This is a genomic window from Acidovorax sp. LjRoot118 (assembly GCF_964253575.1).
GTDB lineage: Bacteria > Pseudomonadota > Gammaproteobacteria > Burkholderiales > Burkholderiaceae_C > Acidovorax.
Genome location: NZ_CAXURB020000001.1, coordinates 2,877,669 through 2,904,231, shown reverse-complemented (window position 1 = coordinate 2,904,231; position 26,563 = coordinate 2,877,669). Strand labels below are relative to the sequence as shown.

At 65.6% G+C, this 26,563-nt stretch carries 24 protein-coding genes; 15 read left to right on the top strand and 9 right to left on the bottom strand.

Annotated features, from left to right (window positions below; all coding sequences use genetic code 11):
* Positions 1-92 precede the first annotated feature (92 nt).
* Positions 93-1,187, top strand: a complete 1,095-nt coding sequence (locus ACSQ9E_RS13625; protein WP_436218099.1) for a hypothetical protein — start codon at positions 93-95, stop codon at positions 1,185-1,187.
* A gap of 49 nt (positions 1,188-1,236) precedes the next feature.
* On the opposite strand, the gene ACSQ9E_RS13620 is transcribed toward ACSQ9E_RS13625, so the two are convergent.
* From ACSQ9E_RS13620 to ACSQ9E_RS13610, 3 genes are all read right to left on the bottom strand, one after another.
* Positions 1,237-1,905 (bottom strand): YitT family protein, encoded by a 669-nt coding sequence (locus ACSQ9E_RS13620; RefSeq protein ID WP_436218098.1) that lies wholly within the window; start codon positions 1,903-1,905, stop codon positions 1,237-1,239.
* A 242-nt stretch (positions 1,906-2,147) separates the two neighbouring features.
* On the bottom strand, positions 2,148-3,671 hold the full coding sequence (locus tag ACSQ9E_RS13615) for a GmrSD restriction endonuclease domain-containing protein (RefSeq protein ID WP_436218097.1): 1,524 nt from the start codon (positions 3,669-3,671) through the stop codon (positions 2,148-2,150).
* A gap of 276 nt (positions 3,672-3,947) precedes the next feature.
* Positions 3,948-4,895, bottom strand: coding sequence for a LysR family transcriptional regulator (locus ACSQ9E_RS13610; RefSeq protein WP_436218096.1), 948 nt, complete (start codon positions 4,893-4,895; stop codon positions 3,948-3,950).
* Positions 4,896-5,034: 139 nt separating this feature from the next.
* Between ACSQ9E_RS13610 and ACSQ9E_RS13605 the strand changes: the two genes are divergently transcribed.
* Together ACSQ9E_RS13605 and ggt are read left to right on the top strand one after the other, a co-directional pair.
* The gene (locus ACSQ9E_RS13605; RefSeq protein ID WP_436218095.1) at positions 5,035-6,030 is read left to right on the top strand and encodes a Bug family tripartite tricarboxylate transporter substrate binding protein; all 996 of its coding nucleotides are present in this window, start codon (positions 5,035-5,037) and stop codon (positions 6,028-6,030) included.
* 86 nt (positions 6,031-6,116) lie between these two features.
* Positions 6,117-7,754: a gamma-glutamyltransferase gene (ggt, locus tag ACSQ9E_RS13600; RefSeq protein WP_436218094.1), complete on the top strand. Its 1,638-nt coding sequence runs from the start codon at positions 6,117-6,119 to the stop codon at positions 7,752-7,754.
* A 45-nt stretch (positions 7,755-7,799) separates the two neighbouring features.
* On the opposite strand, the gene ACSQ9E_RS13595 is transcribed toward ggt, so the two are convergent.
* Positions 7,800-8,570 (bottom strand): helix-turn-helix domain-containing protein, encoded by a 771-nt coding sequence (locus ACSQ9E_RS13595; RefSeq protein WP_436218093.1) that lies wholly within the window; start codon positions 8,568-8,570, stop codon positions 7,800-7,802.
* Between the two features lie 160 nt (positions 8,571-8,730).
* Between ACSQ9E_RS13595 and ACSQ9E_RS13590 the strand changes: the two genes are divergently transcribed.
* The 9 genes from ACSQ9E_RS13590 (at position 8,731) to ACSQ9E_RS13550 (ending at position 17,730) form a co-directional block, all read left to right on the top strand.
* Entirely contained in the window at positions 8,731-10,383 is a 1,653-nt protein-coding gene (locus ACSQ9E_RS13590; protein ID WP_436218092.1) for an FAD-dependent oxidoreductase, read from the top strand.
* Positions 10,358-10,564 (top strand): DUF2783 domain-containing protein, encoded by a 207-nt coding sequence (locus ACSQ9E_RS13585; protein WP_428000949.1) that lies wholly within the window; start codon positions 10,358-10,360, stop codon positions 10,562-10,564. The genes ACSQ9E_RS13590 and ACSQ9E_RS13585 overlap by 26 nt, the downstream gene beginning before the upstream one ends.
* A gap of 34 nt (positions 10,565-10,598) precedes the next feature.
* Positions 10,599-11,564, top strand: coding sequence for an MBL fold metallo-hydrolase (locus ACSQ9E_RS13580; protein WP_428000948.1), 966 nt, complete (start codon positions 10,599-10,601; stop codon positions 11,562-11,564).
* A 29-nt stretch (positions 11,565-11,593) separates the two neighbouring features.
* Positions 11,594-12,580 (top strand): fumarylacetoacetate hydrolase family protein, encoded by a 987-nt coding sequence (locus ACSQ9E_RS13575; protein WP_436218091.1) that lies wholly within the window; start codon positions 11,594-11,596, stop codon positions 12,578-12,580.
* Positions 12,577-13,233 (top strand): maleylacetoacetate isomerase, encoded by a 657-nt coding sequence (gene maiA / locus ACSQ9E_RS13570; RefSeq protein WP_436218090.1) that lies wholly within the window; start codon positions 12,577-12,579, stop codon positions 13,231-13,233. Before ACSQ9E_RS13575 ends, maiA begins: the two co-directional genes overlap by 4 nt.
* Before the next feature lie 24 nt (positions 13,234-13,257).
* Positions 13,258-14,250: a tripartite tricarboxylate transporter substrate binding protein gene (locus ACSQ9E_RS13565; RefSeq protein WP_436218089.1), complete on the top strand. Its 993-nt coding sequence runs from the start codon at positions 13,258-13,260 to the stop codon at positions 14,248-14,250.
* A 7-nt stretch (positions 14,251-14,257) separates the two neighbouring features.
* Complete coding sequence (locus ACSQ9E_RS13560; RefSeq protein WP_436218088.1) at positions 14,258-15,811, top strand: fumarate hydratase; 1,554 nt, start codon at positions 14,258-14,260, stop codon at positions 15,809-15,811.
* A gap of 14 nt (positions 15,812-15,825) precedes the next feature.
* The gene (locus ACSQ9E_RS13555) at positions 15,826-16,620 is read left to right on the top strand and encodes a class II aldolase/adducin family protein (protein ID WP_436218087.1); all 795 of its coding nucleotides are present in this window, start codon (positions 15,826-15,828) and stop codon (positions 16,618-16,620) included.
* 114 nt (positions 16,621-16,734) lie between these two features.
* Complete coding sequence (locus tag ACSQ9E_RS13550; RefSeq protein ID WP_436218086.1) at positions 16,735-17,730, top strand: Bug family tripartite tricarboxylate transporter substrate binding protein; 996 nt, start codon at positions 16,735-16,737, stop codon at positions 17,728-17,730.
* A 40-nt stretch (positions 17,731-17,770) separates the two neighbouring features.
* Here ACSQ9E_RS13550 and ACSQ9E_RS13545 read toward each other — a convergent pair whose 3' ends face one another.
* Positions 17,771-18,235 (bottom strand): hypothetical protein, encoded by a 465-nt coding sequence (locus ACSQ9E_RS13545; protein WP_436218085.1) that lies wholly within the window; start codon positions 18,233-18,235, stop codon positions 17,771-17,773.
* Positions 18,236-18,592: 357 nt separating this feature from the next.
* Between ACSQ9E_RS13545 and ACSQ9E_RS13540 the strand changes: the two genes are divergently transcribed.
* Positions 18,593-19,129 carry a pyridoxamine 5'-phosphate oxidase family protein gene (locus ACSQ9E_RS13540; protein ID WP_436218084.1) on the top strand — a complete coding sequence of 179 codons (537 nt, stop codon included), beginning with the start codon at positions 18,593-18,595 and terminating at the stop codon, positions 19,127-19,129.
* Positions 19,130-19,160: 31 nt separating this feature from the next.
* Positions 19,161-20,069 (top strand): YihY/virulence factor BrkB family protein, encoded by a 909-nt coding sequence (locus ACSQ9E_RS13535; protein WP_428000940.1) that lies wholly within the window; start codon positions 19,161-19,163, stop codon positions 20,067-20,069.
* Positions 20,070-20,244: 175 nt separating this feature from the next.
* Here ACSQ9E_RS13535 and ACSQ9E_RS13530 read toward each other — a convergent pair whose 3' ends face one another.
* Entirely contained in the window at positions 20,245-20,430 is a 186-nt protein-coding gene (locus ACSQ9E_RS13530) for a CsbD family protein (RefSeq protein ID WP_057202964.1), read from the bottom strand.
* Positions 20,431-20,832: 402 nt separating this feature from the next.
* On the opposite strand from ACSQ9E_RS13530, the gene ACSQ9E_RS13525 reads away from it, so the two are divergent.
* Positions 20,833-23,304 carry a beta strand repeat-containing protein gene (locus ACSQ9E_RS13525; RefSeq protein WP_436218083.1) on the top strand — a complete coding sequence of 824 codons (2,472 nt, stop codon included), beginning with the start codon at positions 20,833-20,835 and terminating at the stop codon, positions 23,302-23,304.
* Between the two features lie 70 nt (positions 23,305-23,374).
* On the opposite strand, the gene ACSQ9E_RS13520 is transcribed toward ACSQ9E_RS13525, so the two are convergent.
* Genes ACSQ9E_RS13520 through ACSQ9E_RS13510 form a run of 3 tightly spaced genes read right to left on the bottom strand, consistent with a single transcriptional unit; the run spans position 23,375 to position 26,543 of the window.
* A complete protein-coding gene (locus ACSQ9E_RS13520; protein WP_428000938.1) occupies positions 23,375-23,764 on the bottom strand; it encodes a DUF3703 domain-containing protein in 390 nt (129 codons plus the stop codon).
* Positions 23,761-24,378, bottom strand: a complete 618-nt coding sequence (locus ACSQ9E_RS13515; protein ID WP_436218082.1) for a hypothetical protein — start codon at positions 24,376-24,378, stop codon at positions 23,761-23,763. Before ACSQ9E_RS13515 ends, ACSQ9E_RS13520 begins: the two co-directional genes overlap by 4 nt.
* A complete protein-coding gene (locus ACSQ9E_RS13510) occupies positions 24,375-26,543 on the bottom strand; it encodes a heavy metal translocating P-type ATPase (protein WP_436218081.1) in 2,169 nt (722 codons plus the stop codon). The genes ACSQ9E_RS13515 and ACSQ9E_RS13510 overlap by 4 nt, the downstream gene beginning before the upstream one ends.
* Between the last annotated feature and the right edge of the window lie 20 nt (positions 26,544-26,563).

Sequence of the window (26,563 nt, the reverse complement as noted above, 5' to 3'; positions counted from 1 at the left end):
GGCTACCGCCGCTGTCACCACCCATTTTGGCGCTGGCCTTCGGCCCGTCTTCAAGGTACAAGCTCCAGTCCATCCGTTTGCACTGGAGACCTATGCGACTTCGCAACGCCCTGGCCATGCTGGCCCTGATCCTTCTCACCGCACTGCAGTCCGTTCATGCGCAAAAGACCAGCCCTTACGAATACGACGAGATGCGCGACAGGATCAAGCGCTTCGGCACGGGCAATGCACCGATATATGTGTGGGTCCTTACGGGGTTCGATGCGCTCACCATGCCGGCAGACCGCCGGGCGGTGGAGCTGCAGGCGCGCATCCAGCAGGTGGTGACCGAATTGGGCAGCGAGGTGCTGCCGGGCGGGCGCAGGGTCAACCCGCTGGGCGGCGTCATCTTGTGGGTGACCGAGCCGGGCCTGGAGATACTGCAGGCTAGCAGTACCGCGCGCAGGGTGGCCATTGGCCGTGAGTGGTGGTACGACACCTTCCTGTCCAGGGAAAACGGCCTGGACGAGATCGAGCGCCGCCTGCGCCAGAGCGCCAACGGCAAGGTGGATGTGGAAATCACCGTCGATGTGCCCGGTACCGAGTTTGACATCGACCGCCACACCGGCGAAGCCAGCCAACTGATCCAGACCCCGGAGCAACAGCGCACAGCCGTGCAGTCCGCACTGGCCTTGCTGACCGTGCTGGGCGTGCCCATGTACCCCCCGCCCGCCACCACGGCGAGCGGCGCCATCACCGTGCTGGACATTTCGGGGGTGGAGCGCAATGGCACCATGCTGCTGCGGGCCAACGAACAAGGGCTGGCAGAACTGGCCGGGGAGCAGCGGGGCATCATCGCCATGAGGCCCGTGGGCTACCTGCCCATGCGCCCTGCCAACATCAGCGCGCAGCCCTACGGCAACCCACAGGGTGCGGGGCAGACACGCGTGTCTCTCTCGCTCAAACGCGCCTACATGACCAGCACCCCTGCCAGTGTGGCGCCGTACCGCAGGTCCAACCAACGCCTTTTGGACAGCGTGCTCGATCCCTACACCGTCATCGGAACACCGCAGTGGGGCTCGGATTTCAGCTATATCCAACCGGTGCTGTCCGATGCCGACGTGGAGCGCCTGCTGCGCAGCGGCGACCAGCGCCTGCAGGCGATCAGCATTGAAAAGCCCACCAATCGGACCGGACCAGCGCCCTGAGCGCATGCCTGCATGCGCAGGTTTCGAGCCCGTGTCGGCGTGAAGGTGCTCACGTCCCCATGTACCGCCCCGGCCGGTGGTTCATGGCCAGCACCAGGTTCAGCGCCACCGCGCCCGCAATCGACCACAGCACGCGCAGCGGTTCCACCGTGAACAGTGCCAGCAGCACAATGCAGCAATCCACCGCCATCTGGACCTTGCCCGCGCGCCAGCCATAGCGGTCCTGCAGGTACAGCGCGGCAATCCCCACGCCGCCCAGGCTGCAGCGGTGCCTGAAGAGCACCAAAAACCCCGTGCCCGTGATGGTGCCGCCCGCAATCGCCGCATACAGCGGCTGCAACTGCGCGAACTGCAACAACTGCGACTGCAGCTCCGTCATCGCTGAGAGCAGCAGCACCGCGATGAAGGTCTTCACCGTGAACGCCCGCCCCAGCTTGCGCAGCGCCAGCCAGTAGAACGGCAGGTTGATCACGAAGAACAGCTTGCCAAAGCCAATGCCCGTGGCGTAGTGCGCTAGAAAAGCCAGCCCCGCCGTGCCGCCCGTGAGCAGCCCGGCACTGGTGAAGAAGGCCACGCCCACCGAGATCAGGAGTACGCCGGTGAAGATGGCGACGGCGTCTTCGGTGGGGGTGTGGGGGGCGGAAGGAGGCTGGGACTGGGAGGGCGCTGCAGGTGGCTGGAGTGGTGAAGTCGATGCTGCTGGATCGGAGCTGGTCATGGAGGATGCGGGGGGCGCGACGAATCGCTGAAAGGGGCGTGGATTGCAACATGCAATCCGCTTGCATGGCTTGCCCTGCATCAACTGCACGGGGCTGGTATGAAATTGCTTACTCACCGCCCATTGCCGCGTATTGAAAAATCCGATGAGGAATTAACCCTTGGCGTCGGTAGAAAGGGTGAGATCTGCCCTTGGGGTGAAAATTGCTTGTTTTTCTAAGCTATAGAATATTTGGTGAGGACTCAGTTTTTGACCGATTGATTGCAGTATGGATGAGTGAGTTGGAGGTTTTTCGCGATTGCAGGTCCTCCTTCTTCCTTGCGCTTTATATGGTCGTAAGAAACCGACTTGTCCGTATCGAGGTATCCATTGCAAATAGGGCACTTCAAGGCAGAAGCAAGCGCGTTTTGAATGAAGACTTGACTCTTCGAATCATCTGAAAATTTGCTAGGAGAGGCGTCAGCGCTACCTGTGATAATTTTACCATCCAGCCCTGCGAATTTCACTAAATCGCTTTCACCAATACTCGTTCCGGCGTAAAGAGCCTTGATAACTTCGTCTAGGACTGCAGCATAGCGGTCAATGCGCGACTTGCTGCTAATTTTTTGCAGGATGGTAGCGATTAGTTCTTTGTGATCGATCAGAACGGCCTCCAGTTGCGCACGCACTTTGGTGAATCGCATGAAAAATCCGCTATCATTGTTGGCAATTTTCTTTGCTACTAGAGTAACTGTACCCATGAACATTGGCTCAGAGTGGCGACCCGTCGGCCCGTAGTAGTAGACAGCTGGATGTAGTCCAAGACTCCCCTTGTCGTTGCCGGTCAATCTTTTAATTAAGTTGAGTGTCTTATTCAAAGCCTGAACCGTAGCTAAGCCGTCTGGGTCATCGCTCTGATCACTTATCTCTATGGGCTCCCCCTGCTGGTTACGGACAGCGATTAGTATCACGTCAAGCAAAACCTGTAGCGCCGAACGCACTCCTTTGGGACCCCCAAGCGGTAATTCAAGTGTTTTGACTGGCAGTCGAAGTTCAGGATCGAAGAGCGCGACATGGATATTCTTTGCCGCGTGCTCGATTTTGTCAGCGACGTCTTGCTCAAAGGCCGACCAGTACCTGTGTCCCTTGCCTGCGCGAATAATGGCTCGTGCAGCAATTGGCGCGGGCTTTCGACGGTTGCTCAATAAGAGCTCTTCCAGAGTATCAAGCGGTGTGCCCTTTGTATTGATTTTAAAAAAAGAGTTCTCCGCCTTGTCAGCGTCACCGCGCACCCATTGGATAGGGATGCCGCGCGAGACGGCTGTAAGCAGTTTGCTACGTTCCTCGGGCGCGAGTTGAGGGTCGTTGCTTCGTGCTACATAATGCTGCCATTTGCCTACTCGTTCGGCTACTAAATCGCGAGTGCGTGCTGCAGATTTCTTTTGATCTGCAGATATTTCATAGCCAAAAAATTTTTGCGATATTGAGCCGTCTCCATAGTCGTCCTCCACCCAAGCCCGAATAACGCTCAGTCGGTGACCGCCGTCGATCACAAAGAGATAGGTCGGTGATTGCCACAAAATTACGGACGGTATAAGGTCGCCGTTAACAAAGCATTCGAGAAGGGAAACAACTTGCTCCGGAACCCAATGATTTGTCTCTCTCTGAAAGTCTGGCTTTCGCAAGCTTGGACCAATTAGACCGCCTTGGGTGAAGTCTCGCAGTGATATCGTGTTAACCGTTTCAAATGTGGTCACTTCGTTCGTTGCTGCAAAATCTTCGCGCATGATTAGTGCGTCTAAGTTCACCAAATTTGCACGTGTTGCCATCGTCGTCCTTAAAATTTCATGCCATTTTTGTGAAGCCAGACCTTGCGACAGCCCGGCCGCGAACTCTAAAGATCAGTTTTTCCGTCGTTGATCAAGCATAAAAAGCTTCCCCTGACCAGTCCGCTGGATTTGGGAGCTTGAGTAAAACTTGATGCCAGCTTGCCGCAATGGTATCGGAGCTTGATGAGCGCGCAAGCTATTTGCGGCATACGGCAGGCTCGCACGGGTGATGCCTCATGGCGGTGGCGGGTCCTTTCTGCCCACCACCTGCGCAATATGCTCCACAAACAACCGCACCGCCTCCGCCGTGTTGTCCTTCGCCCAGACCACCCCCACCGGCCCGAAGCGGATCGTGCGGTCCAGCGGCAGGATGCGCATGTTGCCCAGGGCCACCTGGTACTGGGCCATGGCCTCGGAGCACACGCCGATGTAGTCGCCCTGGTGCACCAGGGCCTGCAGGGTGGTGATGGCGGCGGTTTCCACCTTGGGCAGCAGCCAGGTGGCGCCGGCGTCGAGCAGGGCGGCATCGAGCTGCGAGCGGGTGAGCGTGCCCTTGGGCGGCATGATCCAGTTATCGTGGACCAGGTCGATCAGGCGGATGGGGGCCTTGGCGTCCCAATGGCGGCTGGCGCGGCCCACCACCAGGCAGACGTTGTCGTCGAACAGCTCGCGGTGTTCCAGCCCATCCTTGTAGGCGCGTGAATCCAGGGAACACACCGCTACGTCCAGCTGCTTGTTGTCGATGCCTTCAAGCAACTGGGTCAGCGGGCTTTCGGACACGGTGACCGAGATGTAGGGGTACAGGGCCTGGAACTCCACCAGCGCCTGCGGTATGCCGCGCGCCACGCCGGCCCATACGCTGCCGATGTGCAGGCGCGCGGTGCGCCCCTCGGCCAGGGCGCCCAGCTCGGCCTGGGTGCGCGAGATGTCGCCCAGCACGCTGATGGCCAGGCGCTTCATGATGATGCCGGCAGGCGTGAGCTGGATGCGCCGCCCGCGCGTGACCAGTTGCGTGCCCACCAGTTCCTCCAGGTCGGCCAGCCAGTGCGACATGGCCGACTGCGTCATGTGCATGCGGGCGGCGGCCTCGGTCAGGGTGCCGGCCTCGTCCAGCACCATGAAGGATTCCAGATGCTTCACCTTGAGCCGGCGGGCCCATGCCACTTGGTCGTACGTCGTCATGAGTGAATACTAATGGATCCATCGCGCGAATTCACTGGTCCACGGGGCGCCCGCGCCGAATAATTGCCGGCATGCCTGCAGCGCTTTCTTTCATGCTGCTGCCAGCTTCAAGCCGCCCACCTCCCGGAGATCTGCCGATATGAAGAAACCTTTCTGCTTTGCTGCTGCCGCCAAGGCCGTGGCGCTCGCCCTGTCGCTGGCCGCTCTGCCTGCCGCCCAGGCGCAGGACGCAGCCAACTACCCCAGCCGCCCGATCCGCCTGGTGGTCTCGCAGCAGGCGGGTGGCAGCTCTGACACCGTGGCGCGCCTGTGGGCCGAGCATGCGGGCAAGGCCATCAATGCCACCATCACGGTGGAGAACAAGCCCGGCGCGGGCGGCATCATTGCTGCGCAGCAGGTGCTGGGCCAGCCGGCCGATGGCTACACGCTGATGTTCGGCGGCGTCTCGCAGATGGTGCTCAACAAGTTCGTCTACAAGCCGCTGCCCTACGATCCAGAAAAGGACTTCGTCGGCGTGGGCATGCTCAGCACCGTACCCTTCATCCTGGTGGCCAACCCGGCCACGGGCTTCAAGTCGCTCGACGATCTGGTGAAGTACGCCAAGGCGAATCCTGACAAGCTCAACTTCTCCTCCTCGGGCCTGGGCAATTCGACCCAGCTGGCGGTGGAGCTGCTGCAAAAGAAGCTGGGCATCAGCATGACCCATGTGCCCTTCAAGGGCGAGCCCGATGGACTGATGGCCACCATCGGCGGGCAGACGCAGGTGATGGCGCCGGTGGGCGGCTCGGCGCTGCCGCACATCAAGAACGGCAAGATCGTGCCCCTCGTGGTGCTGGCCCCCTCGCGCCTGCCCGAGCTGCCCGACGTGCCGGCCGCCAACGAGCTGGGCGTGAAGGACTTCGACACCATGGGCTGGAGCGGCATCGTCGCCAAGGCCGGCACGCCCGCCGCCATCATCGCCAAGCTGCACGAGGGCACGCGCGCCTTCCACGCCAGCGCCGAGGTACAGGCCAAGCTCAAGGGCATGAACGCCATCTCCATGGCCGGCCCTGCCAGCCAGTTGATGGACGTGGCGCGCCGCGACACCAAGGCCTGGGGCCCGACGCTCGAAGCCCTGAACCTCAATCCCAAGTAAATCCGGTCTGTCTCCGCGGCGGTCGCCCTGCGTGGCGGCCGCTGCGCAGCCGCTGTCGTCTCCCTCATTCTTTTCCGAGTCTCCTGATGAAAAAACAAGCAATGGTGTCCTGCCCGCAGCCCGAGGCGGCGGAGTCCGGCATCGAGATCCTGCGCGCGGGTGGTAACGCGGTGGACGCTGCCGTGGCCATCGCGCTGTCGCAGACGGTGGTGGACCCGCTGATGTGCGGCATCGCGGGCTTTGGCACGGCGGCGGTGTTCCTGCCGGACAAGGCGGGTAAGGAGGCGCATGAGTACTTCGACTTCCATGCGCCCGCGCCGCTGGCCGCGCGCGAGGACATGTGGGCGGATCTGCTCGAAGGCGAAACCAAGGACGGCTTCGGCTTCATCCTCAAGGGCCGGGTCAACGACATCGGCGCGCAGTCCATCGGCACGCCGGCAACGCTCAAGGGCCTTGCGGCCATGCACAGCGCGCACGGCCGCCTGCCGTGGAAGGAGGTGGTGGCCCCGGCCATTGCCTGGGCGCGCGATGGCTACTTCGTGCGCCCCGGCATGTACTCCTTCTGGATCGACCAGACCCTGGCCGGCCGCGCCAGCAACATGGACCGCCTGCACTACAGCGACGAAGGCCGCGCCCTGTACTGCCGTCCCGACGGCAGCGCCAAGCCCATCGGCACGCCCATCGTGAACGGGAACTTCGCCCAGGTGCTGGCCCAGGTGGCCGCTGAGGGCATCGCCCCGTTCTACGAAGGCGAGCTGGCCCGGCGCATGGTGGAGCATGTGCAGTCGCTGGGCGGCCTGCTGAGCATGGACGACCTCAAGAGCTACCAGGTGCGCCGCACCCAGCCGCTGGTGGGCCGCTACCGCGACCGCGTGGTGACCACGAACCAGCCACCGGGCGGCGGCGCCATGCTGCTGCAGATGCTCACCATCCTCGAAGAATTCGCCCTAGGTGATATCGAACACAACAGCCCCGAGTACCTGCGCATCCTGAGCGAGGTGATGAAAAAAGCCACCACCGACAAGGACCGCCACATCGGCGACCCGGCCTTCGTCGAGGTGCCGCTGGACCAGTTGCTGTCCAAAGACAACGCGGCGCGCGTGGCGGCCGACATCCGCGCCGGCAAGCGCCACAGCGTGGAGCGCGTGAACCTCGGTGCCCCCGTGCCCAAGGACACCACCCAAGTCAGCGTGGTCGACGGCGAGGGCGGCTGCGTCTCCATGACGCATTCGCTGGCCATGCCCTCGGGCGTGATCACGCCGGGCATGGGCTTCTTCTACAACGGCTGCATGGGCGTGTTCGACCCGCGCCCAGGCCGCGCGGGCAGCATCCAGCCAGGCAAGAGCCGCTTCACCTCGTCGTGCCCGAGCATCGTCTTCAAGGACGGCAAGCCCGAGATCGTGCTCGGCGCTCCCGGCGGTACGCAGATCGCCATGGGCGTGCTGCAGGTGCTGCTCAACCTCATCGACCACGGCATGGGCATGCAGGAGGCCGTGTCGGCCCCGCGCTTCTCGTCCACCAGCAACTCCATCGACGTGTGCAACCGCATCCCCCGCTACGTGGCGCGCGAGCTGCAGGCCCAGGGCTACGAGGTGCTGCGAAACCCGTACAACTACACCATCGGCTGGGTGCACGGCGTGCAGATCGGGGCCGACGGTGCGTTGCATGGCGGCGCCGATCCGGGGCGTGACGGGGTGGCCTACAGCACCGCAGTGGCCGCCTGAAAAGCCCGCTGATGACTCCCGGCCTGGCCGCAGGGCAGGGGGCTGCTACCCAGGCCTGCCCAGTGCCAGAAACTCCCGCAGGCTGCCCACGCCCAGCTTGGCGAAAATGCGCTCCTTGTAGGTGACGATGGTTGCTGGCGACAGGTCCATCGTGCGGCCTATTTCCTTGGCGGTGTATCCGTCCATCAGCAACTCTGCAGTGGACCGTTCGCGCGGGGACAGTGTGCTCCAGGCATCGTGCCCCGCCGCCGTTTCTTCCTCATCCTCGGGAAACGCCAGCTCGTCGTGCCGGCAGGCCAGGCCCATGAGCGTGCTGCCGTACTGGCCGAGCAGCGTGGAGGCCCGCCCCATGTTGAGCGGCACGCGCGAAAAATAGAAGTTCAGGTAGCAGCTGCGGTCGTCCCACTGGCCCAGCAGCGAGATTTTGCCGGTGAACCCCGGCTCGTCGAACAGCACCCGCCGGTACTCCGTATCCCCGATGCTGGTGGGCGACATGCGCAAAAGCCGCAAGTCAGGGCCCTGGCCAGGGGCCTCCGGGGCGTTGTCGCGCACCAGCGGGTAGTTGGGGTCGCGCTGGTACAGGTGCTTGACGTAGATGTCGGTGGTGGAGTCGATCAGGCGCTGATCGCAGACGCTGGCCGCCGCCGCATGGCGGATGCGGCCCTGGTGGTCGTAGCTCAGGTGGCTGAAATGGTCGGCGCCGAGCACAGTGTGGATGCCTGCCAGCAGGCGGGCGTGAAAGCCGGGCCTGCCGATGTCCGCCACGCAATGCCCCAGCCAGGCGTCGCGGGTCGACAGCGCGGGGATGCAATCCATGTGTTTTTGTCTCCTGTGCGCTCTGCTTGCGTGGGGGTACGCAGGCGCGCTTTCCTGAAATGATGCCACAGACCCTGGGCGCACGCATGTCCCCTTGCGAGGGGACAGACAGGGGACACGATGCTTTCCAGAATGGCAGCTCAGTCAACGCCGAGATGCCATGCACGTCCTGCCCCGCTACCCTTACCGCCGCCCGCCCGAACTGGACGGGCTCCCTCAAGATTCCCGCCCCGCCGTGGTCATCGGCGGGGGGCTGACCGGCCTGGCGCTGGCGCTCGACCTGGCGCGCCGCGGGGTCCCCGTGCTGCTGCTGGACGATGACGACACCGTCGGCGTGCGCGGCCTGGCATCGCGGGGCATGTGCTGGGCACAGCGCACGCTGGACATTTTCGAGCGCCTGGGTGTGGCCGGGCGCATCACCGCCAAGGGCGTCGCCTGGAACGTGGCGCGCGTGCTCGCCAAGGACCAGCCGGTAACGTCCTACACCTTGCAGGACCAGCCCGACCTGCGCCACAACGGTTTTGCCAACCTGCAGCAGTACTACGTGGAGCAGTACCTGGTGGAAGCCTTGCAGGCCGAGCCGCTGGCCGAAGTGCGCTGGCTGAACAAGGTCGAGCACATCGCACAGTACCAGGACGGAGTGCGCCTTGCCGTGGGCACCCCCGATGGGCACTATGAACTGGACGCGCAGTGGGCCGTGGCCTGCGACGGTGCCTCCAGCCCCAGCCGTGCGGCCCTGGGGCTGGAGCCCGTCGTGCACGACCGCACCGAAGATCGGTGGATCATCATCGACATCACGGCGCCTGGCTGCGGCTGGGCCCAGGAGCGATGGACCTGGCTGGACGCTTCGGCCAACGGCGGGCGCGCGGTCTGGCGCCACAAAATGGCCGACGATACCTGGCGGCTCGATTTCCAGCTGCGCGAGGAGGAAGACGCGGTGCAGGCCGCCACGCCCGAGGCCATGCGCCGCCGCGTGCACGCCCTGTTCGGCGAGGCTCTGGAGTTCGAGATCGCCTGGTCCGGCGTGTGGGCTTACCGGCACGAGTGCCTGGAAGACCTGCGCAGCGGGCGCGTGCTGTTTGCTGGCGATGCGGCGCACCTGGTCGCGCCGTTCGGCGCGCGGGGCGGCAATGGCGGCGTGCAGGACGCCGACAACCTGGGCTGGAAGCTGGCCCTGGTGCTGCAACATGGCGCCGACGAGGCGCTGCTGCATACCTACTCCACCGAGCGCAAGCAGGGTGCGCTCGAAAACATCCGGCAGGCACGGCGGTCTTCGCGCTTCGTGCACCCGCAAGGCCATGCCTCGGCCCGGCTCTGGCGCGAAGCCATCATCGCCATGGCGCCGGACTGTGCCTGGGCGGCGCGGTGCATCAACACCGGCAGGCTCTCCAACCCCTGCCGCTACGCCGATTCGCCGCTGCTCGCAGGCGGCGCAGGGGAGGGCGCCGCACTGCCCGACGTGCGGCTCGCAGAGACGACCAGCCTGCACCATCTGCTCGGCCCCTGGTTCACGCTGCTGGTGTTTGGTGACCGCCTACCGCCCGCTCTGACCGCCGTGAACCACCCGCTGCTGACCGTGGCCTTCCTCGCCCCGGCCTGCGATGCCCTGGCCCGAGCAGCGTTGCAGCGCCAGCTCGGTGTGGGGGCGGACAGCGGCGAGTGCTGGCTCATCCGCCCCGACCAGCATGTGGCCACGCGCCTGGCCCACCAATTCCCCACACAGGTGCCGGCCATGCTGGCCCGTGCCCTCGGATCTGCCTCCACCGCTTCACCACTGGCCTCAGCCCATGACATGCACGCAACCACAGCTTGACGACGTACTCGAGTCCCTCATCGCGTTGACCGACGCCGCCACTCCCGCCGTGCAGAGCGACCTGCTCGCCCGCCTGGTGCTGGCGCTCGCGGCCGAAATCGACGACGCCGCGCGGCTGCAGGCCGCCATCGCCAGCGTGGCCCGCTCCGCCGGCCGCAGCCTGCAGCCGGCGCTGCCCTGACCCCAATCCCTGACCTTTTGATCTGAAAGAAACCATGAGCCATTCCACTGCATTCGCTTCGCAGGCCGACCTGGCCGAGAAGAAAACCAGCTTCACCCAGCTGTCCGCCAACGCCTGGGCCTACACCGCCGAGGGCGACCCAAACTCCGGCGTGATCATCGGCGACGACAGCGTGATGGTCATCGACGCCACCGCCACCCCGGTGATGGCCGCCGCCCTGGTGCGCCGCATCCGCGAGGTGACCGACCTGCCCATCCGCCACGTGGTGCTCACCCACTACCACGCGGTGCGCGTGCTCGGCGCTGCGGGCTTCGTGCCCGAGGGTGCGGTCAACGTCATCGCCAGCCGGGCGACGCGCGAGCTGATCGTGGAGCGTGGGGCAGAGGACATGGCCTCGGAGATCGGCCGCTTCCCGCGGCTGTTCCAGGCCCAGGAGAGCATTCCCGGCCTGACCTGGCCGACCATGGTGTTCGACAAGGAGCTGACCATGCACCTGGGCAGCCTGGAGGTGCGCCTGCTGCACCTGGGCGCCGGCCATACCAGCGGCGACTCCATCGTCTGGATTCCGTCGCAGGGCATCGTCTTCTCGGGCGATCTGGTGGAGTTCAACGCCGGTGTCTACACCGGCGACGCGCACCTGGCGGCCTGGCCCGCGACGCTTGACCGCCTGACTGCCCTGAAGCCCGAGCAGCTCGTGCCCGGCCGCGGGCCGGCGCTGCGCACGGCGGCCGACAGCCTGGGCGCCATCGAGTACACGCGCGCCTGGGTGCAGACCCTGCTGCAGTGCGCGCGCGACGGCGTGGCCGCCGGCCACACGCTGCAGCAGGTGTATGCCGACACGCGGCGCGTGATGGACCCCGTGTTCGGTCATGTCTTCATCTACGAGCACTGCATTCCCTTCGACGTGTCGCGCGCTTATGACGAAGCCCAGGGCATCGCCAACCCAAGAATCTGGACGGACGTGCGCGACCGCGAGATGTGGGCCGCCATCCAACCCTGAACCGAACGACACCTCCGACCGACATTCCCATGAAACTTGCCACCCTTCGAAACCACCGGCGCGACGGACAGCTCGTCGTCGTCAGCCGCAACCTGCAGCGCATGCGTGCCTTGCCTGAATGCCCCACCTTGCAGGAGGCGCTCGACCAGTGGGACCGCATGCGGCCCGCACTGCAACGGGTCGCCGACGAACTGGAGGCCCGCCAGGGGCCCTTCGAAGCCTTCCACCCCGAGGCCTGCGCGGCGCCGCTGCCGCGCGCCTACCATTGGCTCGATGCATCGGCCTACCTGAACCATGTGGAGCTGGTGCGGCGCGCGCGCGGCGCCGACACGCCCGATGAACTGCGCCGCGACCCGCTGATGTACCAGGGCGGGTCCGACGACTTCCTGGGCGCGCACGACCCCATCGAAGCCGCCGACGAGGCCTTTGGCATCGACCTGGAGGCCGAAGTGGTGGTGATCACCGGTGACGTGCCGCTGGGCTGCAGCGCAGAAGCTGCGCTCGGCGCGGTGCGCCTGGTCGGCCTGGCCAACGATGTCACGCTGCGCCACCTGGTCCCGCCCGAGATCGCCAAGGGCTTCGGCTTCCTGCAGTCCAAGCCGGCCACGGCCCTGTCCCCGGTGTTGGCCACGCCCGATGAGCTGGGCCCGCACTGGCGCGGCGGCAAGCTGCACCTGCCGCTGGTGTCCACGCTCAACGGCGGGCGCCTGGGCGCGCCCAATGCCGGCGTCGACATGGACTTCGACTTCGGCCGTTTGATAGCCCATGCCGCGCGCACGCGCCGGCTGGTGGCGGGCACCATCGTGGGCAGTGGCACGGTGTCCAACCGCGACCCCGCTGCGGGCGTGAGCTGCCTGGCCGAGCGCCGGGTGCGCGAGCAATTGGGCGGTGCCTCCACGCTCACCCCCTTTCTGCGCCACGGCGACCGCGTGCGCATCGAGGTGCGCGACCCGGACGGCCACAGCGTGTTCGGCGCCATTGCGCAGACCGTGCGCATTGGCGGGGTGCCTGCGTGAGCGCACCGGCGCAGCTGCGCCTGCACACCTACTTTCGCAGTTCTGCAGCCTTTCGGGTGCGTATCGCGCTGGAGCTCAAGGGCCTGGCCTGGGAGCCCGTGGCCTGGCAACTGGCGGCCGGCGAGCACTGCGGCGAGGCCTACCGCGAGATCGCGAGCTTTGGGCTGGTGCCGCTGCTGGAAATCGACGGGCTGCGGCTGCAGCAGTCGCAGCCCATCATCGAATACGTCGATGCGCGGTTCCCGGCCGTGCCGCTGTTGCCTGCGGATGAGCCTGGCAAGGCGCGGGCCCGCGCGCTGGCCCAGCTCGTGGCCTGCGAGATCCACCCGCTGAACAACCTGCGCGTGCTGAAGTACCTGCGTGGCCCGCTCGGCCTGCCCGAAGCCGAGGTCAACACCTGGTACCGCCACTGGTGTGCCGAAGGCCTGGCCCGCATGGAGGCCGAGCTGCAGAGCGTGCCCACGGTCGGTGACTACGCGCTGGGCGCCTCGCCCTCGATCGTCGACTGCTTTCTGGTGCCGCAGCTGTTCAATGCGCGGCGCTTCGAGGTGGACCTGCGTCCCTATGGGCGTGTCCTCCATATTGAACAGGCCTGCATGGACCTGCCCGCATTCCAACGCGCCCAACCCGCCAGCCAGGCGGATGCACGCTGAACACAACCACCCACGGAGACCATGATGAAAACCATCCCCACACCCGCAATGCGTGCACGACGGGCCCTTCTGGCGGCTGCCGGCCTGCTGCCCCTGTCCCGGCTGGCGCGCGCCAGCGGCGCCGACAACCGGCCGATTGAGTGGGTGGTGGGCTATGCCGCTGGCGGAGGCTCTGACGTGGTGGCCCGGCTGATCGCCGAACCCATGTACAAGACGCTGGGGCAGGCCATCGTCATCGTCAACAAGCCCGGCGCCGCAACCAACATCGCGGCCGACTACGTGGCGCGCTCGCGGGAGCGGGGCCGCACCCTGTTCAGCGGCGACTTCGCGACCCTGGCCGCCAACCCCGCGCTCTTCGAAAAGCTCAGCTACGACGCCGCCCGGGACTTGGCTCCGGTCGGCATGATCGCGCGTTTTCCCTTGATTCTCGTGGTGGCGCCCGGCGTGCCTGCCGGCAACTTCAAGGAGTTCCTGGCCTGGGCCAAGCCCCGCCCGCAGGGCGTGACCTACGCCTCGCCCGGTGCCGGCACGGCCCACCACCTGGCGACCGAGCTGCTGCGCGAGCGCACGGGCCTGAACCTCGTGCATGTGCCTTACCGAGGCGCAGCGCCTGCGGTGCAGGACTTGCTGGGCAACCAGGTCGACTGCATGCTGATCGACTCGGCCAGCGGGCTGCCGCACATCGCGGGAGGCAAGCTGCGGGCGCTGGGCGTCACCACAGGCGTGCGCACGCGCGTGCTGCCCGAGCTGCAGACCCTGGCGGAGCAGGGCCTTGCCGGCTTCGATGCCTATTCGTGGCAGGGCCTCACCGTGCCCACGGCCACCGCACCGGAAGACGTGAAGCGTTTCAATGCAGCCCTGGTCGCGGCACTGAATTCCGAGGCGGTGCAAGCCAAATTGCTGGCGATGGGCGTGGAGCCCACGCCGGGCACCGCCCAGCAGATGGCCGCCTATGTAGGCACCGAGCGCGAGCGCTGGGGCAAGCTGATCCGCGAGCGTGGCATCAAGGTCGATTGAGGTGCCCGTGACCACCACGATCCAATACGACGATCTCGTCGAGTCCGTTGCTGCTGCGCTGCAGTACATCTCCTACTACCACCCCAGCGACTACATCGCCCACCTGGCGCGCGCCTACGAGCGCGAGCAGAGCGCCGCGGCCAAGGACGCCATCGCCCAGATCCTGACCAACAGCAAGATGAGCGCCACCGGCCAGCGCCCCATCTGCCAGGACACCGGCATCGTCAACGTGTTTTTGAAGGTGGGCATGGACGTGCGCTGGGAAGGCTTCCCCGGCGGTCTGGAAGACGCCATCAACGAAGGCGTGCGCCGTGGCTACAACCACCCCGACAACACCCTGCGCGCCAGCGTGGTGGCCGACCCCGAGTTCGACCGCAAGAACACCAAGGACAACACGCCTGCGGTGATCTTCGCGCAGATTGTGCCCGGCAGCAGCCTGGACATCACCGTCGCGGCCAAGGGCGGCGGCAGCGAGAACAAAAGCAAGATGATCATGCTCAACCCCGGCGACAGCGTCATCGACTGGGTGCTCAAGACCGTGCCCACCATGGGCGCCGGCTGGTGCCCGCCGGGCATGCTGGGGATCGGAATCGGCGGCACGGCCGAGAAGGCGGTGCTCTTGGCCAAGGAAAGCCTGATGGACGATCTCGACATGTACGAGCTGCAGGCCAAGTCCTCGCGCGGCGAGAAGCTCGACAAGGTCGAGGAGATGCGCCTGGAGCTGTACCACAGGGTCAACGCCCTGGGCATCGGCGCGCAGGGCCTGGGCGGCCTGACCACGGTGCTGGACGTGAAGATCAAGATGTACCCCACGCACGCGGCCAGCAAGCCCGTGGCGATGATCCCCAACTGCGCTGCCACGCGCCATGCGCACTTCGTGATGGATGGCTCGGGCCCGGTGTACATGACCCCGCCCTCGCTGGACCTGTGGCCCAACGTGAACTGGGCGCCCGACTACAACAAGAGCAAGAAGGTCAACCTCGATACCCTGACCAAGGAAGAAGTGGCCAGCTGGAAGCCCGGCGACACCCTGTTGCTCAATGGCAAGATGCTCACCGGCCGCGATGCCGCGCACAAGCGCATCAAGGACATGCTGGCCAAGGGCGAGAAGCTGCCCGTGGACTTCACCAACCGCGTGATCTACTACGTGGGCCCGGTGGACCCGGTGCGTGACGAGGCCGTGGGCCCCGCCGGCCCGACCACCGCCACGCGCATGGATGGCTTTACTGAGATGATGCTGGCCGAGACCGGCCTGATCGCCATGATCGGCAAGTCCGAGCGCGGCCCGGTGGCCATCGAGGCGATCAAGAAGCACCAGAGCGCCTACCTGATGGCCGTGGGCGGCGCTGCCTACCTGGTGAGCAAGGCCATCAAGACCGCCAAGGTGCTGGGCTTTGCGGACCTGGGCATGGAAGCCATCTACGAATTCGATGTGGTGGACATGCCGGTGACGGTGGCGGTGGATGCGGGGGGGACGAGTGCCCACATCACCGGGCCGGCGGAGTGGCAAAAGCGGATTGCCATGGGTGCATCCAAGACAATCACGCTGGAAAGCGTCTGAGAAAGGAAATGGCGATGTTCGATGAAGGAGACCTGGCTGCTGCCCGCCCTGAGGGCATGGAGCCCGAAGAGTGGCGCCTGCGCGTGCAACTGGCTGCGTGTTACCGCGTGTTCCACGCCCGGGGCTGGAGCGAGGAGATCTTCAACCACATCACGCTGAGTGTGCCTTCGCATGCAGGCCACTACCTCATCAACCCGTTCGGGCTGCACTACGGCGAGGTGACGGCGAACAACCTGCTCAAGATCGACCTGCAAGGCAACCCGGTGGGGGCTGCGGACTACCCGGTGAACCGTGCCGGCTTCGTGATCCACAGCGCGATCCACGCGGCGCGCGAGGACGCGCATTGCATCATGCACACCCACCATACGGCGGGCGTGGCGGTGTCGTGCAAGGAGGAAGGCCTGAAGTTCAACAACTTCTATGCGGCGTTCCTGAGCGGCAACGTGTCCTACCACGCCTTCGAGGGCATCACCGTACACCCGGGCGAGCAGGACCGCCTGGTGCAGAGCCTGGGCGCCAGCAACTGCCTGATCCTGCGCAACCATGGTCTGCTGGTGACGGGCCGGAGCCTGCCCGAGGCCTTCTACTTCAACTATGTGCTGCAGCGCGCCTGCGAGGTGCAGGTGATGGCCGATTCCATGGCCGGTGCCAACACCCCCATCCCGGCCCAGGCGCTGGAGGTATCGTCGCGCGACGTGGGGCTGACCGACCCGGACAACGATCTGTATGCCAAGCTGTTCTGGGCGGCTGTGCGCCGGGCGGGGCTGGGTCTTCATGACCTGGTGGAGCCACGGATGGGTATTTTCTAGGCTGGGTGACCCCGGTTTTCACTTACCATCGCCGGGCCGTGGCATCCACCGGGCAGGGGATTGCCGCCACCGTTTCGCACGCATTGATTGCACAACAAGCACAGGAGACAAACCATGAGCCTTTCCCCCGCAACCTCCCGCCGCGACATCCTGCAACTGGCCCTGGCCGGCGCCGCAGGCACGCTGCCCTTCATGGCCCAGGCCCAGGCGCTCGATACCGTGAAGATCCTCGCCGGCTTTGCCGCCGGTGGCACGGTAGATACCCTGGCCCGCCGCGTGGCGACCCAGATCACCGGCGGCTATGCCAAGTCGGCCGTGGTGGAAAACAAGACGGGTGCTGGCGGGCAGATCGCCATCACCACGCTCAAGGCGGCCCCGGCGGACGGCGCCACGCTGCTGGCCACGCCCATGTCCATGCTGGGCATCTACCCCCACACCTACAAGAAGCTGCCCTACGACCCGGTGGCTGATGTGACCCCCGTCTCCCTGGGCGTGGTGTTCGACATGGGTTTTGCCGTGGGCCCGCAGGTGCCCGCCTCGGTGAAGACCGTGCCCGAGTTTCTGGAGTGGTGCAAGGCCAACCCCACGGGCGCCAACTTCGGCTCGCCCGCACCGGGCTCGGTGCCGCACTTCGTGGGCGAGCTGATCAGCCGTGCCGGCAAGGTCGACATGCGCCACGTGGGCTTTCGCGGATCGCAGCCGGCCATCCTGGACCTGCTGGGTGGGCAGATCGCGGCGGTCTCGGCCCCGGTGGGTGAGTTCTTGCCGCACCTCTCAGGCGGCAAGATCCGCGTGCTGGCCACCTCGGGTGCCACGCGCAACAAGTTCATGCCCAATGTCAGCACCCTGATCGAGCAGGGCTACAAGGACATGGCCTACAACGAATGGTTCGGCTTCTTCCTGCCGGGCAAGGCGCCGGCCGACGTGGTGCAAAAGGCCAATGCCGCCATCCGCACCGCATTGGCCGACAAGGACGTGGTCGCCGGGTTGGCGGCCATGGGCCTGGAGGCGCGTTCGTCCACTCCGGCCGAGCTGGCGGCGTTGCTGAAGGCCGATGGCGACAAATGGGGTCCCATCGTGAAAGCCATCGGCTTCACTGCGGAATCCTGAGAGGCCCCCCGCGATCGGGGCCTGCCTGTGCCCCAATCGGTCAGTTTTTCCCTGGCGGTGCAGGGGCCAGTTGCAGCACGGCCAGCGCGCTGGTCAGCTCAGCCCGCCTGCGGGCTGCCTCTTCCTGGCGGATGGGCGCGTTGGCGCGCTCGTGTTCTCCGCGCGCGTTGTTGAGCCGGCTCTTCATCTCGGTGTCGAGCGCGATGCGCTCGGTGAGAAAGCGCCCATAGCCCGCCTGGCCCGCATACAGTTGCGAGAGCAGGACGGTGAAGCGCGCGTTCTCTTCCTCCACGAGGTCGGCGTAGGCAGGCGGGGCATTCTTCAGCCGGAACTCCGCCCCGGCGTTCACGCACTCTCGGCGCAGGCCCGCCCAGGACTGGATGGCCTGCTTCTCCTCGGCGTTGGGGATGGCGGTGCTGGTCAGCAGGTCTGGTGTCGCTGTTTGTGCATTGGCAGCGCTTCCAATCCGGGGCCTGAGCGCTGCCAGCGCGCTGTGCTTGTCCATCCCGGCAAAGCAAATGGCGCTGGGGTCGTCTGCGGCGCTGCGCTGTACCGGGGGGCCTGCTTGGCATCCGGCAAGGACGACGCAGACGGTTGCGATGTGAAGCATCTTCATTTTTTTGCCTTTCGTTCAAACGGTGCGCCGCTCACCTTGGGCACGCGGCGTGCGGTTCGTTTCACTCTAACCAGATTGGACACACACCGGAGCGAGGGGCCGGGCGGACGCGCTGTCCTCCTACACAAGCCCCTGTTGAAGCCCCGCTCGTCGCAATGGATGGCGCAGGGCGTTGGTCGCCTCCTACAGGGGCTCGCGCGGGCCGCAGGTCCAATCTCTGGTGCCAGCCATCAACCGGAGACACCCGTGGACTCGATCAACAACAACCAGGCAGAAGAGACGCACAAGCACCTCGCAGGCGGCGATGCTGCCAGTCGCATCCAGGACATGGCGCAGGGCGCTGGCTCCTGCTTCTTCTGCACCAATGCACCCGATGGAGAAACGCAGGGCACGCGGCCCATGAGCATCGAGAAGGCGGACGAGGCCGGCCACCTGTGGTTCCTCAGCGCGTCCGACAGCCACAAGAACCGCGAGATCGAAGCCGACCCACAGGTGCGCATCTTTCTGCAAGGCGCCAAGCACTCGGGTTTTCTGGTGCTGGAAGGCACTGCCACCATCCACCGCGACAAGGCCTTGATCGGCGAACTGTGGAACCCGGTCATGAAGACCTGGTTCACCGACGGCAAGGACGATCCGCGCATCACGGTGATCCAGGTCGTGCCCGCATCCGGCTACTACTGGGACAACAAGCACGGGGGCCTGGTGGCGGCCACCAAGATGGTGATCGGCGCCGCCATCGGCAAGACGCTGGACGACTCCATCGAGGGGCAGCTTCGCCCATGATGCGCCTGCCTGCTTTTTGGTGACGATTTCCATGCAAGGCTTTCGGCGCCTGGGCCGGGCTCTCATCCGCATGCCGGTGCTGGGGGTTCTGATCCTGGCGGTGCGCAACTACGTGCTGCACCAGAGCGCCAACCAGGCCGGCAGCCTGGCATTCTCGTCGGTGCTGGCCATGTTTCCGCTCTTGATCCTGCTGTCCGCCGCTGCCGGGTATTTCGGCCAGCCGGGTGACGCAGCGGCGCTGGCCGAACGGGTCATGGGCTACGCGCCCCAGCTCGTGCGTGAGGCCATGCAGCCGGTGATCCAGCAGGTGCTGGCCCAGCGCAACCAGGCGCTGCTGACGGTGGGGCTGATCGTGACGCTGTGGACGGGATCGTCGGGCATGCAGGCCGTGCGATCGGCGCTGAACCGCTCGTACGGCATCGCGCGCGGCCTGCCGTTCTGGAAGGCGCGCATCAAGGTCACGCTGTTCACGGTGATCGTGGGCTTTGGCGTGCTGTTGACCTTCAGCTCCGTCATCATCATGCCGCGCATCTGGCTGTTCGTCGTGTCCAGCGTGGAGGGGGCCAACCAGGTGGTCTGGCTGTACGACAGTGTGCGCTATGGTGCGGCCTGCATCACCCTCACGATGCTCTACGCGCTGCTGTACGGCTGGCTGCCCGACATTCCCCAACGCATCGGCACAGTGCTGCCGGGCGCCCTGGTGGGCGCTGTGCTGTGGGCGCTGGCCGCCGCCACGCTGTCGTACTCGCTGCGCAGCGCCGGCAAGCTCGCCCTGGTCTATGGCAGCTTCGCGGGCGTGGTGGCGACCCTGGTGTTCCTCTACATCAGCGCCACCACGCTGATCTTTGGAGCCGAAGTCAATGCAGTGCTGCGCGAGAAGCACCAGGCGCCATTGCCCTCTGGCGCAGCCTCTGATACGGATTTGCCTTCAACCGTCTAACTTCGTTGGTCCGCCTTGCCGTGCTACAGCACTGTCTGCGGCTTCCCGCCTAGTTATACGGTTGAATGCAAATCCGTATGAAGCTGCCCAAGGCCCTGCAGGCTGAGGATCCGCGGATCCAGTAGCCCAGGCGCAAAAAAAGCGGCCGAAGCCGCTTGTTCTGTGCAGCGCACATTCAAGCCTTGTCGATGGCCTTCTTCACTGCTTCCTTGGCGTCACCCACCTTGGCTTGGGTCTTGCCCACGGCCTGGTCGGCCAAGCCTTCGCCCTGCAGCTTTTCGCTGCCCACGAGCTTGCCTGCGGCTTCTTTGACCTGGCCCTTCAGATCGGTGGCGTGGCCTGCAACTTGGTCTTTGTTCATGGTTCGCTTTCTGTCGTTGGTTGGCACCGCGAAACGTGCGGTGAAGCAAGGATGAACCTTGCGGCCATGCGCCGCTGTAAGAATGCAACCCATCCAGGTGTCGGCGAAGCCGGTGCGGGGGGCAAAGGGCATTTGGAAGGACTGGGCACCAGTGTCAGTGTTCGCGTGCAAAACAGAAATTGGTGCTTGGTACGTACTGCCGTAAGATATTTGACTGCTGCAATTTTTTGCTTTCGCAACGACATTTTTACCCGAAGAACAATTTTCTGAATGTGTCATTGCATGCGCATCCTTGCCAGACAGCCGTCGGCCAACGAGGCTGTCGGGAAGTTGTGTTTTACCCGCTTCCCATTTTTATAAGTCATGACCACTCCTTCCATTGCTGAACTTCTTGGATCTTCCATGACAGGTCTAGCCGGGCCGCAACTGATCACGCGCGCCATCCTGACGCTGTATGGCAATGTAGGGAGCAACCTGGATACTAGGGACTGGACGGTCATCATGCAGAGCAGCAACCCCTTGGAGGCTGCGGAGAGGGCGCTTGTGCGCCAGTACCAGGACAAGGACTACCTGTTGCGCAACCTGCAGCTGTACAGCGCGCGCGGGGCCCGGCCCGAGCAGGCGGAGTACACCTACCGGCAGCTGGCCGAGCGCATGGGCTTCACGTACGACGCCAACTGGTCCGTCGGTACGCCGTACGAGTACCTGCGGCTGAAGTCCACGGCAGAACTGGCGGGGATTCTCGAACCCATCCTCGATCGCACCATCACGACCACCGCGGGCGGTACATTCAGCGGGCTGGTCGGGGCCACGGACGTGTTCAAGTCCACCATTCCAGCCCTCAACGGGACGACCATCACCGGCGATGCCTCGGACAACGATGTCCTGACCCTGACCACCGCCGGCACGGTCACCATCAACAACGGCAGCACCGGCGGCACCATCAGTGGAATCAAGGTGCTGAACCTGGCCGATGGCACCAACACCATCACCTACAACACCTCGGCGGGCTTCACCACCATCAATGGCGGGACGGGCGATGACACCTTCATGCCGAACACGGCCCTGTTCCCCATCACGGTCAAGGGCGGCTCCGGCACCGACACCATCGTCCTGGCGGCAGCCTATGCCGCAACCGCCTCCGGCAGCGGCGCCTTTGCCAGCAGGGTCACGGGTTTCGAGAAGCTGGTCCTCACCAGCGCGACCAGCCAGACCATCGACCTGCAGACCCTGGGCAACTACAGCGATGTGACTTTCTCCGGCGCGAACGGTCTCACACTGAGCAATCTGCCAAGCAACGGCAAGATCACGCTGACGGGCGCCGGCACCGCGTTCACCATTTCCAATGCGGCGTTTGTCGGCGGGGTCAATGACGTCATCAACCTCACGCTCACCGACGGCAGCACCTCCGGCGTAGCGTTCGCCACCACGGGGATCACGGCCAGCGGTGTCGAGACCGTGAATATCAGTGTCAAAGACACCCAGGCCACACCCACTGGTGTTTTCAACAACAACATGACCTGGCTGGGCAACTCGGTCAAAACCTTCAACGTCAGCGGCAACGCCGGTTTGACCCTGTCGTCCAGCAGCACCTCGCTGACCACGGTGGATGCCAGTGGCATCACCCTGGGCGGCTTCACCTGGACGGCCAGCGCCCTGACCGGCACGGCCACCGTCAAGGGCAGCGCCACGGGCACCAACACGGTCAACATGAACTCCGCAACGGCGGGCGTCAACTACACCGGCGGCTCCGGCAACGACAACGTCACCATCAATGCCACCGTCTCCAGCACGGCAGCACTGGGCAATGGCAACAACTCGCTGGCCCTGAACGGCGTCACCATCCTGGGCACCTACACTGCGGGCACGGGCACCGACAGCCTGGCGTTCTTTTCCTCCGTGCCGGACCTGAGCAATGCCGCCATCACCGGCTTCGAGAACCTGACGGTGACCAACAATGCCAACATCACCGCCACGATCGCACAGATGTCGCAGTTCACCGGCACCGTCAATGCGGCAGGCACCGAAACCCTGAACCTGACCACCGCCGGCACCTTCAACGCTTTCAGCACGATTGAAAAGTACAACCTTGCCAACGGCACCAACAACTTCACGTCGGCCAATGTCGCCGTGAGCGTGATTGGTGGGTCCGGTGCCGATACCCTGAATTTCACGACCAACCAGATCATCAACTTCCTGACGACGGTTGATGGCGGCAACGGCACCGACACCCTGAACATCGGCGCCACCACCACCCAGAACATCGACCTGAGCACCAAGGTCGCCAGTATCGAGATCATCAACATCGCAGGCAGCATCGGTACTGCGAGTGTCATCAACCTCAACGGTGCGGGTGTCACCCTCAACTACACCAAGAGCACCGGTGACAACACGATCACCCTCGGGACTGGCGGGCAGACCTTGAACCTCCTGGGCTCCAGCTCTGCCGCCACAACGGTCACGGGTGGAGCTGCGGTCGATGTGATCAATCTGCAATCTTCAGGCTCCGGGTCGGAGACGTTGATAGCCACAGGCGCCAACATGTCGAACCGGACGCAGGTCGACGTCGTGGGCAACTTCAATGCCACCGGGACTGACTATTTCAAGACCGGCGTGAATGCCGCAACCCTCTCGTCAAGGACGTTTGTCAATCTCAACACCGGCGCTTACCTGACCGCTATCGAAGCCGATCTGACTGCGCTTCTCAACAGCTCCGATCAGGCTTTCTTCATCACGATCTCGGGCGGCTCGGCCGCAGGCACCTACCTGTTCCAGAACACGGGCTCGGACACCAGCCAGTTCGATGACACCGACTTCTTCGTCCAGTTGACAGGAACTGTCGGCACCATCACTGTCGGCAACCTCATTGCATAAGAGGCTCATTCCCGAGGCCGCCCGAAGTCCGCTTTCAGGCATCAAGACGCCAGGGTTCAAGAAAATTGGGCTAAAGATCGGGTGATCGCATGGCCCGCAAGGCTGCATTGATTCGATCGGCGGTGTCCGCAGAGGTCGCCATCGGACTGAGCGTCGACACATGCGCCCGCCCGATGTTGCCCAGGGGCAGGCGCTGCAGCAGGTGCCCCAGCGGCACCAGCGCCAAGCGCAGCAGCTGGCCGAGCACCTCATTCCCGTCGTGCAACTGCAGAGCGTAGCGCAGCATCGCGGTGTGCGAGCGCCAGTGCAGGCCCAGCCGCGTCTGGCCCAGCACGTGGGCTGCTTCCAGCCAGGGCCAGCGCGTGGCCGGCGGCTCGCCTGCGCTGGCGTCGAAGCGGGCCAGGAGATGGTCGAACGCCTGGCGCTGCAGCGCGGGCGCCTGGGGTGGGTGGTCGCTCATGCGCATGCACCGGGGCCTTGCGCGCTGGGCTGGCGCAGCGCCAGTTTCAGCCACCTGCGCTGCCGATGGCGATAGAACACCCTGGCAAAGGCGGCGCTGATTGGCGTCATCACCCACGGCAGGTAGCGTGCCCGCACGAAGACCTCGTCGGTGTAGCAGGTGCGCCCAGGGGTCCCCGGCAAGCTGTGCACCGTGATGCGGTGGTCCCACACGCGCATGAGCTGGCCGGTGCCGTTGTCACGCAGCAGGGGCCAGGCGCCGGGGATGCCGTCGCAGGGGTGCAGGCTGATGCGTGCAGTCTGCCGGCCCATGGGCAGCAGGCCAAAGAGTGCGAAGCGCAGCTCGGTGTCGCCCAGGGGCCAGTGCGTGGGCCAGGGGCCCTGCACGGTGGCGAATTGCAGCAGCGGGGCGGTGATGTAGCGGAACAGGGCCGTGGTCTGCAGCTGTGTGGCCACCCAATCGGCAGGGGCGGGCAGGGTGGTGGTCAGGCGGATGCGCACGCTGCCGGTTGGGCACGTCAGCGTGCTGGCGGGTGGCCCCATCTCGGCGATGCCCATGGCTGCGGCCACGGCGGCATCGGAGGTGGAGGTGGTGGTGATTGCGTCGCTGCTCATGCCTGGTTGTCCTGTGCAGCGGGGGGCGTAGAGCCCTGCTCGGGCCGCAGCATGCGCAGGCCGTTGGCCACCACCAGCAGGCTGGCGCCCATGTCGGCGAACACCGCCATCCACATGGTGGCCTGGCCCGTGAGCGCCAGGCCGAAGAACACCGCCTTGATGCCCAGCGCGAGCGTGATGTTCTGCACCAGCACGGTGTGCGTGCGCCGCGACAGGCGCACCGTCTCGGCCACGCGGCGCAGGTCGTCGTTCATGATGACCACGTCGGCCGTCTCCATGGCCACGTCGGTGCCGGCGGCACCCATGGCAAAGCCGATATCGGCCTTGGCCAGGGCCGGGGCGTCGTTGATGCCGTCGCCGGCCATGGCCGTCATGCCGTGCTTTTGCTGCAGCGCGGCGATGGCGGCCAGCTTGTGCTCGGGCAGCAGGCTGGCCTGCACCTCGGCAATGCCGGCCTCCTGCGCGGCGGCCTGGGCGGCGGCGGCGTGGTCGCCGGTGAGCATCACCGGCACGATGCCCAGGGCCTTGAGGTCGGCCACGGCCTGCACGGCCTGGGGGCGCAGGGTATCGGCCACGGCGAACAGGGCGCGCACGGCACCGTTGTCGGCCAGCAGGGTCACGCTGCGGCCCTGCGCCTCGTGCGCGGCGGCAGCGGCCTCGACCGCGTCGGTCCACAGGTTGCGCTCCTGCATGGAGCGGCGGTTGCCCAGGTGCCAAGTGCTGCCGGCAATGCGCCCCTGCACACCGCGCCCGGCAAGGGCCGTGAAGTCCTCCACCTCAGGCAGTGATGTCTGCGCTTCTCCCAGTCCGGCCACGATGGCCTTGGATACCGGGTGGTCCGAGCGGCCCGCCAGCGCGCGCGCCACGTCGGTGGCCGCATCGCCGCCAAACTGCGCCTGCCCCACCAGCACCGGGCGGCCGGCGGTGATGGTGCCGGTCTTGTCGAAGGCTACGGCGCGGATGCCGCGCGCCTGCTCCAGCCAGGCCCCGCCCTTGACCAGGATGCCGCGCCGCGCGGCAGCCGCCAGCCCGCTGACCACGGTGACCGGCGTGGAGATCACCAGCGCGCAAGGGCAGGCAATGACCAGCAACACCAGCGCGCGGTAGATGGCGTCGAGCCAGCCCCAGCCCAACAGCAGTGGCGCGCCCACGGCCACCACCACGGCCAGCACGAAGACGGCAGGGGTGTAGATGGCAGCAAAGCGGTCCACGAAGCGCTGGGTAGGAGCGCGGCTGGCCTGGGCTTCTTCCACCGAGCGGATGATGCGGTCCAGCGTGGTGTTGCCGGCGGCCGAGGTCACCTGCATCAGCAGCTCGGCCTGGGCGTTCAGCGTGCCCGCGTACAGGCGGTCGCCGGGGACCTTGTCCACGGCCAGGCTCTCGCCGGTGACGCTGGACTCGTCCACCGCGCCGCGCCCGGTGGTCACCGTGCCGTCCAGCGGCACGCGGCCGCCGGGGCGCACGCGCACCGTGGCGCCCAGCGCCACCTCGGCCGCAGGCACACTGCGCCACTGGCCATCGGGCTGCTGCACGTCGGCCTGCTCTGGGCTCAGCGCCAGCAGCGAGCCGATGGCGTTGCGCGCGCGGCCTGCGGCCCCTTCCTCGATGCGCTCGGCCAGAGCATACAGGGCCATCACCATCGCCGCTTCGGGCCACTGGCCGATGGCGAAGGCGCCCGTGACCGCCACCGCCATCAGCGCACTGATGCCCAGTTGTCCGCGCAGCAGCGAGCGCATGCCGCTCTTGTACACCCCCAGGCCCGCCAGCAGGATGGCCGCAGCCGCCAGCGCCATGCCCGCGCCGTGCCAGATGGGCGTATCGGGGCCGAGCAGGTGGGCCAGCTCGGCCCCGGTGGCCGCCACCAGCGCCGCGCCAATGCGGCCCCAGCCGGGCAGGGCGCCGTGGTCGTGGCCTTCATGGTCACCACCATGCTCTTCGTGGTCGGCATGCGCCTTGTGGTCATGGCCTTCGTGGCCGTGCGGCGCGGCAGGGGCCTTGGCCGGTGCCGCATCGTCAGCGCAACTGCTGCCAGAGGTGCAGCAAGAGACATTGATCTGGGGCGCGCGGCGCGCAGTGCCCACCTTGGGCATGGGCAGGGCCACGGGCGTTGGGGACCCTGGCTCCGGCGGGCCTTGGGATATGGTGGATCGGCTGGTTTCTGTCATGGCTTTTTTCCTTTGCGGGG

Coding starts and splice junctions, on each gene's coding strand:
- ACSQ9E_RS13580 (WP_428000948.1), top strand. CDS start 10,599: ATGAGCCATTCCACTGCATTCGCTTCGCAGGCCGACCTGGCCGAGAAG.
- ACSQ9E_RS13515 (WP_436218082.1), bottom strand. CDS start 24,378: ATGAGCAGCGACGCAATCACCACCACCTCCACCTCCGATGCCGCCGTG.
- ACSQ9E_RS13510 (WP_436218081.1), bottom strand. CDS start 26,543: ATGACAGAAACCAGCCGATCCACCATATCCCAAGGCCCGCCGGAGCCA.
- ACSQ9E_RS13545 (WP_436218085.1), bottom strand. CDS start 18,235: ATGGACAAGCACAGCGCGCTGGCAGCGCTCAGGCCCCGGATTGGAAGC.
- ACSQ9E_RS13615 (WP_436218097.1), bottom strand. CDS start 3,671: ATGCGCGAAGATTTTGCAGCAACGAACGAAGTGACCACATTTGAAACG.
- ACSQ9E_RS13520 (WP_428000938.1), bottom strand. CDS start 23,764: ATGAGCGACCACCCACCCCAGGCGCCCGCGCTGCAGCGCCAGGCGTTC.
- ACSQ9E_RS13620 (WP_436218098.1), bottom strand. CDS start 1,905: ATGACCAGCTCCGATCCAGCAGCATCGACTTCACCACTCCAGCCACCT.
- ACSQ9E_RS13585 (WP_428000949.1), top strand. CDS start 10,358: ATGACATGCACGCAACCACAGCTTGACGACGTACTCGAGTCCCTCATC.
- ACSQ9E_RS13590 (WP_436218092.1), top strand. CDS start 8,731: ATGCACGTCCTGCCCCGCTACCCTTACCGCCGCCCGCCCGAACTGGAC.
- ACSQ9E_RS13555 (WP_436218087.1), top strand. CDS start 15,826: ATGTTCGATGAAGGAGACCTGGCTGCTGCCCGCCCTGAGGGCATGGAG.
- ggt (WP_436218094.1), top strand. CDS start 6,117: ATGAAAAAACAAGCAATGGTGTCCTGCCCGCAGCCCGAGGCGGCGGAG.
- ACSQ9E_RS13535 (WP_428000940.1), top strand. CDS start 19,161: ATGCAAGGCTTTCGGCGCCTGGGCCGGGCTCTCATCCGCATGCCGGTG.
- ACSQ9E_RS13595 (WP_436218093.1), bottom strand. CDS start 8,570: ATGGATTGCATCCCCGCGCTGTCGACCCGCGACGCCTGGCTGGGGCAT.
- ACSQ9E_RS13625 (WP_436218099.1), top strand. CDS start 93: ATGCGACTTCGCAACGCCCTGGCCATGCTGGCCCTGATCCTTCTCACC.
- ACSQ9E_RS13565 (WP_436218089.1), top strand. CDS start 13,258: ATGAAAACCATCCCCACACCCGCAATGCGTGCACGACGGGCCCTTCTG.
- ACSQ9E_RS13525 (WP_436218083.1), top strand. CDS start 20,833: ATGACAGGTCTAGCCGGGCCGCAACTGATCACGCGCGCCATCCTGACG.
- ACSQ9E_RS13530 (WP_057202964.1), bottom strand. CDS start 20,430: ATGAACAAAGACCAAGTTGCAGGCCACGCCACCGATCTGAAGGGCCAG.
- ACSQ9E_RS13550 (WP_436218086.1), top strand. CDS start 16,735: ATGAGCCTTTCCCCCGCAACCTCCCGCCGCGACATCCTGCAACTGGCC.
- ACSQ9E_RS13610 (WP_436218096.1), bottom strand. CDS start 4,895: ATGACGACGTACGACCAAGTGGCATGGGCCCGCCGGCTCAAGGTGAAG.
- ACSQ9E_RS13575 (WP_436218091.1), top strand. CDS start 11,594: ATGAAACTTGCCACCCTTCGAAACCACCGGCGCGACGGACAGCTCGTC.
- ACSQ9E_RS13605 (WP_436218095.1), top strand. CDS start 5,035: ATGAAGAAACCTTTCTGCTTTGCTGCTGCCGCCAAGGCCGTGGCGCTC.